The following is an 8,888-nucleotide window of genomic DNA, read 5'->3' as shown; positions in this document are numbered from 1 at the left end:
ATACCGCTTGCAGGTATTATGATAGGTGTGTTTTTGATATTGTATTCTTAGTGTTTATCTCGCTTTCGCAAAAGCGAGAATATAAATCAAATTGCACGGAATTTTCATCCTGATGTTAAATGAAAATAAATGTTGAGGATGAAACAGCAGGTTTGTTGTAATATTGAATATAGCACCTTTGATAACACTTTATAAAAGAGAAAAATACAATTGTTGATGGATGATTTTGAAAAGATTATACGGGATACTTATAACGATATCTGTAACGGTAAAAATATAGGTAACGTTGCCGATTATATTCCAGAATTATCTTGTGTTGATCCTGATCAGTTAGGCGTTCATATACATACTATAGAAGGAAATAGTTATGGTTATGGCGATTATCAAACTAAATTTTCAGTTCAAAGTATTGCTAAGGTTTTATCCTTATCACTCGCTTATCAAATCGAGGGCGATGCGATCTGGAAACGTGTAGGAGTAGAGCCATCTGGTAATCCATACAACTCGCTCGTGCAACTAGAAGATGATGAAGGTATACCGCGTAATCCATTAATAAATGCTGGTGCTATTGTGGTTTGTGATATTCTTGTAAGTCGTCTAGAAGATCCTAAAGCCGATTTTCTAGATTTTATACAGGACTGCTGCGGAGCTAGGAATATAGGGTATAACAACAAAGTTGCTGATTCAGAGAAGTCAGTAGGATACCGCAATGTAGCTCTATGTAATTATATTAAATCTTTCGGAAATATAGAAAATGAGCCTGATGAGGTGCTCGATTTTTATTTTACTATGTGCTCGCTAGAAATGACTTGTGAAGAACTGACGAGTGTTTTTATGTTTTTGGTTTCTAGTAAATACCGCAGTCAGCAAAATAACAAGATTCTAAATGAGACTAAGGCTAATCGTATTAATGCCATCATGCAAGTTTGTGGTTTTTATGATGAGTCTGGCGAGTTCTCTTTTAAAGTAGGTTTGCCAGGAAAGAGTGGTGTAGGCGGCGGCATTATAGCTGTTCATCCAGAAAAATACACGATTGCTGTGTGGAGTCCGCGATTAAATAAAAAAGGTAATTCTTACCGTGGTATGAAGTTTCTAGAGCAATTTACTAGTGCAACTGATAGTTCGATATTTTAAAGTGTGTACATAAGATAATAATTTGGTTATAAGCTTCTTGCTTCATTTATAGCCTATCATATTTTATTTACTTTATCGATTGCTCCTTAGAAATAAACACCTGTAGCTATATAAAATAAATGCTGCTTGTCTTGTTGTTAATATTCCGCTTTCGCGAAAGCGAAAACAGTAAAAACAAAAAGAAGCTAATAGAGTTTATTCATGGTGATATAATTTTTCAAAAAGATAATGGTTGCGATTTTTATTAGGAAAGGGGAAGAAAATTTGATCGCGTTTTTAAATAGAGAAATATCAAAGGCATGATCCTTGATAAAGCTAAAAGATCAATCTTGTACTATGAAAAAGCTTTTACTTTTATTATTCTTTATTCCAATTATAGGTTACTCACAAGGCAAATTAAGTGGTGCCAAACAAAATTTATCTTCCAGTTCCTCCTCTTCCAGCAGTTCTAGTTCTAGCAGTTCTAGCTCTAGCGATGATGATGATTTTGTAGGTGGATTATTTGCAGAGATATTTATAGATCTTTTTCTTTTTGTAGGTTATGAAGGTTTATTTGGTAATCTTGATGCACGTCACTTTTCACCACATCCGTATTATTATGATAATGTGAATGGTGAATATGATTTTGGCGCTATAGAAGGTGATAAAAGAAGTCTTTTAAACGCTAATGCTAATTATTTTACAGCCAATTCTATTCAAGGCTTTGAGACTAAAATTAACTATCGATTTATTCCAGTTCTAGGAGCAGAATTATCGCATACCAGCTTGTTTGAGAGTAATATTTCAGGCAATACAGATCATTTTAACATGACTTCATTAATGCTCAAGTATTACCGAATCAGAGAACGATCTGTCACTGGATATTGGGGAATAGGAGCGACTTATGTAGGCGATGAAGTGGATACGACTGGTTTTTCTTATCAAGTAGGACTAGATGTGTATGCTTTGAGACCTATAAGTTTACACAGTTCTTATAAGCAGTCATTCATCAACGATAGTAGTATAGATCAACTGCAGCTACAATTGAAATATCACCGAAAGAAAATGGGGTATTACGCTGGTTATAATAACTACTCGTTAGGAGGAATACGAGTTGATGGTTTTGTTTTGGGTGCTGAGGTTAGGTTTTAAGATGATATTTTAGATTAACCTCAAACGTCTAGAAACCTCGATATCTTTAGGTAAATAGGGTTTTTCTTCAGGCAATATTAATCGGTGGAGTTCATGCGATTTTACAAATAGATATTGCTCACTTACAAATTCAGAAATATCTTCTATCTCTAGAATATCATCTTTTGAATAAGCAACAATCTCTTCATTACGTATTCCTAGCTGGATGGCTCTACGTTCTAATTTACCTCCATAAGGATCGTGATCTGGATCCCATTGTAATCTGATGCTTGAGCTTTTCACTTCTTCTTGCCAATGCTCTTTGCTTTCATAAAGATCTTCTTGATAATTAGAATAAACCGCTTTACTTAAATAGCGTCCAAAGGCTTCTCGTTTTAAATGCATAGCTAGAATTACTTCCTGGCCTGGCTTTTTTCCCCAACCGTTTCTATACATCATCCACAGAAAATTAGGTTTGATCCACGTCATTCTAGTACGCTTGAATGCACCTCCAAAGTATTGATGCTTTGCTGCAAAATTTCCGATTTCTGGTCTGTAGGATTGATATACAATTACCTTTTCTTCATCGTACTGTGCCATGATATGATGACCTTCTTGAGGCCATTCTTTTAATTGTTCTTGATAGGATTTTAATTTAAGTTTCATTTGGTTTTGCTAAGGATTACAAGAATACATTTTACGACTATTAGTTTGCAAACAAATGTCTATGCATTAATCGAATGGAGCCATTTGCAGAATATAGGGAATAATCAACCAGCAACGAGGAAATACCTTTCTATTTTCAATCTACTTAAAACCACATCTTTGTCTTGTCCTAAGGGATTAAAATTAACAATAATTAAAAACAACATAATATGGCAACATTTAATGTACCGAGTAGAGCAGAAGTAAGTGAAACAAATCAGGGAATTTTTGATAACCTAGAAAAGCAGGTAGGTTTTGTACCTAACTTATATGCGACCTATGCACTTTCTAATAATGCGTTGAGCAATTACTTGACTTTTGCAGGATCTAAAACGTCTCTTAACAATAAAGAAAAAGAAGTGGTCAACCTAGCTGTAAGTGAAGTGAATGGCTGTTCTTACTGTCTGGCAGCTCACACAGCAATTGCAAAAGGAAATGGTTTTACAGAAGAGCAAATCTTAGAATTAAGAGCTGGTAAAGCTTCTTTCCAAAGCAGTTATGATGCTCTAGCACAACTCGCAAAAAATATTACAGAAAATAGAGGTAAAGCAGATGAGACTGTTGTAGATGCATTTCTAGCGGCTGGTTATACGCAAGAAAACCTTATTGACACTATTGTTTTAGTAGGTGAAAAAACAATATCAAATTATATCCATAATCTTACTGATGTGCCAGTCGATTTTCCAGCAGCTCCAGCTCTAGAATTAGAAACTGCTTAAAAATTTCAGAATTAGTTTTTCATAGTTGGTTAGTTGAAACAGGTTTATTCATTAAGAATAAGCCTGTTTTATTTATATTTATAACAAAAACCAACCATGAAGAATATTCTTTACACCATTTTAATTGCTCTTTTTATTACAGCTTGCGGTTCTCAAAAAGCGATAGTTTCTAATGCAAATGACAGTGCTACTAGAAAGAGTGATGGTAGATATCCACAGATTTTAGTAAATAAATATGCGTTTCTAGTAGAAAAATATGCTGATGACAAATCCTATGGATATGAACCAGAAAATGCCATTAAAGTAGGTGGTGTTGCTCAAAGTGAAGGTCCAACTAATGAGCGCAGGTTTCTTAATGCGCTGGCAGGTCCTCAAGGAGAAGAGCTAGAATATTACAGGATAGGCAGTTGTTGTGCTCAACCTTCAGAAAATTCTGTTTACGGTCAGGCACTTCTTGATAAATATGCTGTTTACCATGAAGGAAGTAAAGACACTTTAGTTCTTTACATCAATATGTACGATTCTGAAAAGCTCATGATCCCAAAAGGCTTTACTGCAAGAAAATTTCCTAATTAGGATTTTCTAAAAGCAAGCGGTGAGCTTCCTGTTTGTTTTTTAAAGAATTTAGAAAAATGACTAGGTTCCTTATAGCCCAACTCATAGGCGATTTCTTCAGCACTTTTATCAGAATATAAAAGCAATCGCTTAGCCTCTGCAGCAATGCGTTCATTTATAATTTTAAGTGGTGAACTTACGTTGTGTTTTTTGAAAAAATTAGAGAGTGTTTTAGGTGATTTATAGAGTAACTCTGCATATTCTGCAACTTGATGTTTCTCTTTGTAATGTTGCTCTACTAGAATGTTAAATTTTCTGATGAGGTCTACTTGTTTTATAGAAAGATCTGCTTGATTAGTTTCTTGTTTTATAAGTCTGGTTGAGGTGATCAACATTCTTTTTAAAAGGGTGCGCAACATCTCGCCTTGAATATGATCTTTTGTTTCAAATTCTTCTTGAAATAAAATTAATAATGCATTAAAACTGCGCTGGTCTTTCTCGTTTAAATCTATAATAGGCGCATTGCTTGAGCCATAAAATAAAAGTCCCATGCAGGATACTTCTGGATCATTGTGCTGGATGCAATAGAACTCTCTATTAAATACAAATGCTATGAGACCGTAATTATCTTTTGGGATATCTACAATGTTTACTGGAGTACAAAACAACACTTGGTTTTTTTTAAGAGTAACCTCATAGCCATCTACGACTATTTTTTCTTCACCTTCAGTACACCATACTATTTTATACAATCCTTTTTCTTGCAACAATTGAAGTGATGGGCCGCATTGAAAACTCGTGATCGTAAATTTTCCTTCGTCTTTTATATTATGATAGTCTAATTTCATAAGATAAAAATAGGAAGAATATATAATAAATACATTACTACTTAAGGTGTTTTCTCATGGAGCCTATACCACCAGCATTTACCACTTTAAATCCCTTAGATTTTAACTTTGATGCGGCTATATTACTTCTTCCACCCATGGCACAATAGACAATAACAGGCTTGCTTTTATCTAAGGTTTCTATTTTTTGATCAAAACCTTGAACCGGAATATTCTTAGAGCCTATGATATGATCGCTATTAAATTCTGACGAGGTACGCACATCTACTAGCTGCGCTCCTTCTTTGAGATACCTATCAATAGTTTGTTTTTTCTTTTTACTAAATAATCCGAACATATTTTGAGTTTATTTTTTGTTATATCTACTTATTTAATAGACGTCTAAAGTAGGCGATACTTTCTTGAAATAGAATCCTAAATTTATAATAATGAAAAGTTTTATATGATTCCGCTTTCGCGAAAGCGAGATCATACTGACTCCGGTAATTCATTTATCTTCTATTATTCACGTAGGATCAATAGACCTATTTAGGACAAATGCCTTATTGTTTTAATCGAGGAATCAAAGGAGTTTTGAACTCTAAAATATAATTGATCATGAAAAATTTATTAATGATTCTTTGTTTTACACTGCTGGTTTCTTGTGATATAGATGGTTACGGGCCTCATGTAAAAACAAATGGTGTAGAGGTGTTTTACAAACCAGATACTTTGAAAGATCAAGCAAAAGCTTTTTCAGAATTAATGTCAGGAAATGGATATGGTAAAGATGGCGATGTAAGTTTTCAACTGGTTAAAGATAGTATCGTACATATCAATATGGTAACGCAAGAGAAGTATTTTAAAGATGAATCTATGGATTATGCGCTTAACGCGGTTTCTATTTTATCCTCTTTGGAGATTTTTAAGGATGAAAAAGTTCAGTTACATATTTGTAATGAGGTTTTTGAAAAACAACGCTCCCTTAAAATTGTAGATTAAAATAATGGGAATAGTAGGTAACATAGCGGTTATTTTTTGCATTTGTATATCTGTTTTAGGAATCTCATTTTACATTAAGACTAAGAATCCTAGTCAGAATACTTTCTATTTGTTTTCAATTCCATCTATAATATTAGCTGTTTTTGCGCTGTGCACGAGCTGGATATGGTTGTATTATTTTTGCTTATATATTAGTATGCCAGCACTACTGCTATCTATCTTAAGTGGTTTTATGGCATATAAAATAGATTCAAAAAATAAAGCTATTAAGGTGATTATAGGATTACAAATGGCAGCAATAGTCTTTGCTCTTCTAGGGGCACTATTTTTTAATATTATTTAATGATCGATCAACAAAGATCTTAGAACAAGTGGTCTATTGATATACGGCATTTGCCTTATGTTATTAAGTCTTTGTTGTCTATAGCTTTGTAGAGTCAATTCAAAAAAGTGTTTTATGCTTTATCAAAATTACTTAGGTGTACTAGCAATCGTTATACTAAGTTTAGTCTCCTGCGATCAAATGCAAAGTCAGCCAGATAGTGATCTTTCTAAAATGAACTTACCTCATGGAACTACAAAGCTGATAGAAAAAACCATGATCTATAAATATAAAACTGACGAAATAAAACCTAGAAGTACCTCTACTTATACTTTTAATGAAGATGGTAATTACCTCACTCACGTACAGACTTTTCCAGACGGTAGGAGAAATTCCCAAGAATATTCATACGATGAGCAAGGCAGGTTACAATCTATAAATGCCTATGTAGCTAGAATTAAAAACAATTCTATAACCACGTATACTTATCAAGGAACTAATCCACAAACTATTTTAATAGATATAGAAAATGGACCTAATTACATTCCTAAAATAATAAATACTTATGATGGTGACCGACTTGTTAAAAAAGAAGTCTTTAATAATGCTGGTGTTCTTAGAGAACTAGAAATGTATAAAAAGAATGAGGTAACAGTGCAGTCTTATGATAATTCTGGAAATCCTAGTTACAAGAAAATCATCCAGCTTGATAATGGTAATGAGGTTAAAAAAATCAACTATGATAAAGAAGGTAAACTAAGTAGCGGTCTTGAAAAAGAATTTGATGACTATGGTAATATGACTCAGTCATGGACACTTGATAATAATATGAATAGAGATAGAGTGAGTTTTGGGTACTATTATACCTATAAAGATAACTCGTGGGTATTGCGAGTATCTAAAGATATACGAGACTATGGATCTGGAGATGTAGCAAATATTAAAGTGCGCGAGATTCTAGGAACGACTAAGGCATCTATCTCTGATGCAGAGATTAAAGAGGCGCTCAAGTCCATTCAGTAAAAAATAGTTATGAAAAGAGTATTATATCATATTACATTAGTTTGCTTGGTTCTCGCTTTCGCGAAAGCGAATTCACAACAAGCTGTCTATGAAAAAGATATCAATTTGCACCTGGCTTTACCTTTTTTAAAAGCCTCAGATTATGGTATCCATAAGCAAGTGACAAAAACAGAGACCGTTTATTACAAATCAGACAGTACTGGATATGAGCCAGCAATGCTTAAAGTGTTGCTATTTAATGATAATGGTTTGTTAGATAAAGCCTATACACGCATTATCGGAAAGTATGCCAGCGAGACCTTGTATGAAAATATTTATAAAAAAGGTAAACTAGACAGTTTAATAAAGAAAGCAAGTGCTGTAAATTTTAATATGGATGTGGTTTACAGTCATGACGAGAAAGGAAGAATAAGTAAAGAAACTGCTACAGGAGTTTATACAAATTACACCACAAGTTATGAATATGATAAGGATGGTAGAATAAGCCGTATTCACAATAAAAATAAAACCGGTTTAGAAAAAATGGCCGATTATTTCTACAAGAATGGAGTTTTGACAAGGGTAGAACAGTCAGAATTTAATCCAAGTAAGGAGGAAGACGCCACTATCAAATACATTTACTATGCAAATGGTCAACCGTTATTTTCTTTTAAAGATGATGCTACTAAAGTGGTATACCACGAGTTTGAATTAATGACTAAAGGAATTGAATTTGGTCAAAAAAAAGCCTATAAAAAAGTACCAGAGTTGATGAAAATCTTTCATAAAGATCCACAAAATTTTAAAAAGTACATGAGAGAGACTTACAAAGACTATGAAACTTTGGTACAAATATCAGAATCAAAAGATGTCAACTTTCCTGACTGGACAAAGCGATACAAAGTAGATCCATATTACAGTCGTATGATTTTTAGAAAACTATTCTATAAAGATGGTTCTAGTGTAGGAAGTACAGATTATGATACGTTATTTGAAATGAGAGTAAGAAGATAAATAGTATCCCAGTTCATGCATTTTACATACATAGCAGCTCCAGCCTTACATTCTTCCCAGCCCATTTACTATGGACTGGTATTGCTGTGCGTGAGTATTCTAGTGTTAGTAATAAGACAAGAAACTAAAGCAGCTAAGGCAGCTAGCTCCTTACAGAGTAGGTATCTTGAAATACAGCTCGAGCTTTCTGTAACTACTCAGAGCAACCATAACTCTCATAAGCTTATGTCTATGGAGTTAGACGCCATCAACAAATCTTTTAGTACTTTTAAAAATAATAACAATGTGGATTTTAAGAACCTAGGACTAGAAAAAGCTGCATTAGAGTGTTCATTTCTTCTGAAAACTTATCAACGCATCTGGGAGCAATTATAAAAACAAGACTATGAAAATAAGATATGCTATAGTAGAGGACAATTCTTTTCTACTTCATGCAACTAAAGAGAAGCTGTCTTTTTTTCAAGACTTTGATTTAAGATTTACTGCAATTCATGGGCA

General features: G+C 33.5%; 13 protein-coding genes. 9 read left to right on the top strand and 4 right to left on the bottom strand.

Annotated features, from left to right (window positions below; genetic code table 11):
• Positions 1–216: 216 nt before the first annotated feature.
• Together A9Q93_RS13095 and A9Q93_RS13090 are read left to right on the top strand one after the other, a co-directional pair.
• Positions 217–1,134 carry a glutaminase gene (locus A9Q93_RS13095; protein WP_303687848.1) on the top strand — a complete coding sequence of 306 codons (918 nt, stop codon included), beginning with the start codon at positions 217–219 and terminating at the stop codon, positions 1,132–1,134.
• A gap of 336 nt (positions 1,135–1,470) precedes the next feature.
• On the top strand, positions 1,471–2,265 hold the full coding sequence (locus A9Q93_RS13090) for a hypothetical protein (protein ID WP_303687847.1): 795 nt from the start codon (positions 1,471–1,473) through the stop codon (positions 2,263–2,265).
• Positions 2,266–2,274: 9 nt separating this feature from the next.
• Here A9Q93_RS13090 and A9Q93_RS13085 read toward each other — a convergent pair whose 3' ends face one another.
• Positions 2,275–2,910 carry a DUF4291 domain-containing protein gene (locus tag A9Q93_RS13085; protein WP_303687846.1) on the bottom strand — a complete coding sequence of 212 codons (636 nt, stop codon included), beginning with the start codon at positions 2,908–2,910 and terminating at the stop codon, positions 2,275–2,277.
• A gap of 209 nt (positions 2,911–3,119) precedes the next feature.
• On the opposite strand from A9Q93_RS13085, the gene A9Q93_RS13080 reads away from it, so the two are divergent.
• On the top strand, positions 3,120–3,668 hold the full coding sequence (locus tag A9Q93_RS13080) for a carboxymuconolactone decarboxylase family protein (protein WP_303687845.1): 549 nt from the start codon (positions 3,120–3,122) through the stop codon (positions 3,666–3,668).
• A gap of 96 nt (positions 3,669–3,764) precedes the next feature.
• Positions 3,765–4,244 carry a 2-dehydro-3-deoxyphosphooctonate aldolase gene (locus tag A9Q93_RS13075; RefSeq protein WP_303687844.1) on the top strand — a complete coding sequence of 160 codons (480 nt, stop codon included), beginning with the start codon at positions 3,765–3,767 and terminating at the stop codon, positions 4,242–4,244.
• Here the strand turns inward: A9Q93_RS13075 and A9Q93_RS13070 are convergent.
• From A9Q93_RS13070 to A9Q93_RS13060, 3 genes are read right to left on the bottom strand one after another with little or no spacing between them, the layout of a single operon-like run.
• Positions 4,241–5,071 carry an AraC family transcriptional regulator gene (locus A9Q93_RS13070; protein WP_303687843.1) on the bottom strand — a complete coding sequence of 277 codons (831 nt, stop codon included), beginning with the start codon at positions 5,069–5,071 and terminating at the stop codon, positions 4,241–4,243. The two genes, A9Q93_RS13075 and A9Q93_RS13070, sit on opposite strands and share 4 nt — an antisense overlap.
• 37 nt (positions 5,072–5,108) lie before the next feature.
• Positions 5,109–5,408 carry a rhodanese-like domain-containing protein gene (locus tag A9Q93_RS13065; protein ID WP_303687842.1) on the bottom strand — a complete coding sequence of 100 codons (300 nt, stop codon included), beginning with the start codon at positions 5,406–5,408 and terminating at the stop codon, positions 5,109–5,111.
• 25 nt (positions 5,409–5,433) lie between these two features.
• Positions 5,434–5,562 carry a hypothetical protein gene (locus A9Q93_RS13060; protein ID WP_303687841.1) on the bottom strand — a complete coding sequence of 43 codons (129 nt, stop codon included), beginning with the start codon at positions 5,560–5,562 and terminating at the stop codon, positions 5,434–5,436.
• 106 nt (positions 5,563–5,668) lie between these two features.
• Here A9Q93_RS13060 and A9Q93_RS13055 point away from each other — a divergent pair, with 106 nt between their 5' ends.
• The 5 genes from A9Q93_RS13055 (at position 5,669) to A9Q93_RS13035 (ending at position 8,765) form a co-directional block, all read left to right on the top strand.
• The gene (locus A9Q93_RS13055; RefSeq protein WP_303687840.1) at positions 5,669–6,052 is read left to right on the top strand and encodes a hypothetical protein; all 384 of its coding nucleotides are present in this window, start codon (positions 5,669–5,671) and stop codon (positions 6,050–6,052) included.
• Between the two features lie 196 nt (positions 6,053–6,248).
• Positions 6,249–6,395, top strand: coding sequence for a hypothetical protein (locus tag A9Q93_RS13050; RefSeq protein WP_303687839.1), 147 nt, complete (start codon positions 6,249–6,251; stop codon positions 6,393–6,395).
• Positions 6,396–6,509: 114 nt separating this feature from the next.
• A complete protein-coding gene (locus tag A9Q93_RS13045; protein ID WP_303687838.1) occupies positions 6,510–7,397 on the top strand; it encodes a hypothetical protein in 888 nt (295 codons plus the stop codon).
• A gap of 9 nt (positions 7,398–7,406) precedes the next feature.
• Positions 7,407–8,390 (top strand): hypothetical protein, encoded by a 984-nt coding sequence (locus A9Q93_RS13040; RefSeq protein WP_303687837.1) that lies wholly within the window; start codon positions 7,407–7,409, stop codon positions 8,388–8,390.
• 15 nt (positions 8,391–8,405) lie between these two features.
• A complete protein-coding gene (locus A9Q93_RS13035; protein WP_303687836.1) occupies positions 8,406–8,765 on the top strand; it encodes a hypothetical protein in 360 nt (119 codons plus the stop codon).
• Positions 8,766–8,888: the final 123 nt, after the last annotated feature.

The sequence above is a fragment of the Nonlabens dokdonensis genome (genome assembly GCF_002162835.1).
In the GTDB taxonomy this organism is placed as follows: domain Bacteria; phylum Bacteroidota; class Bacteroidia; order Flavobacteriales; family Flavobacteriaceae; genus Nonlabens; species Nonlabens dokdonensis_B.
Note: the sequence above shows the minus strand (reverse complement) of the source record. Positions and strands in the feature narration are given on the sequence as shown.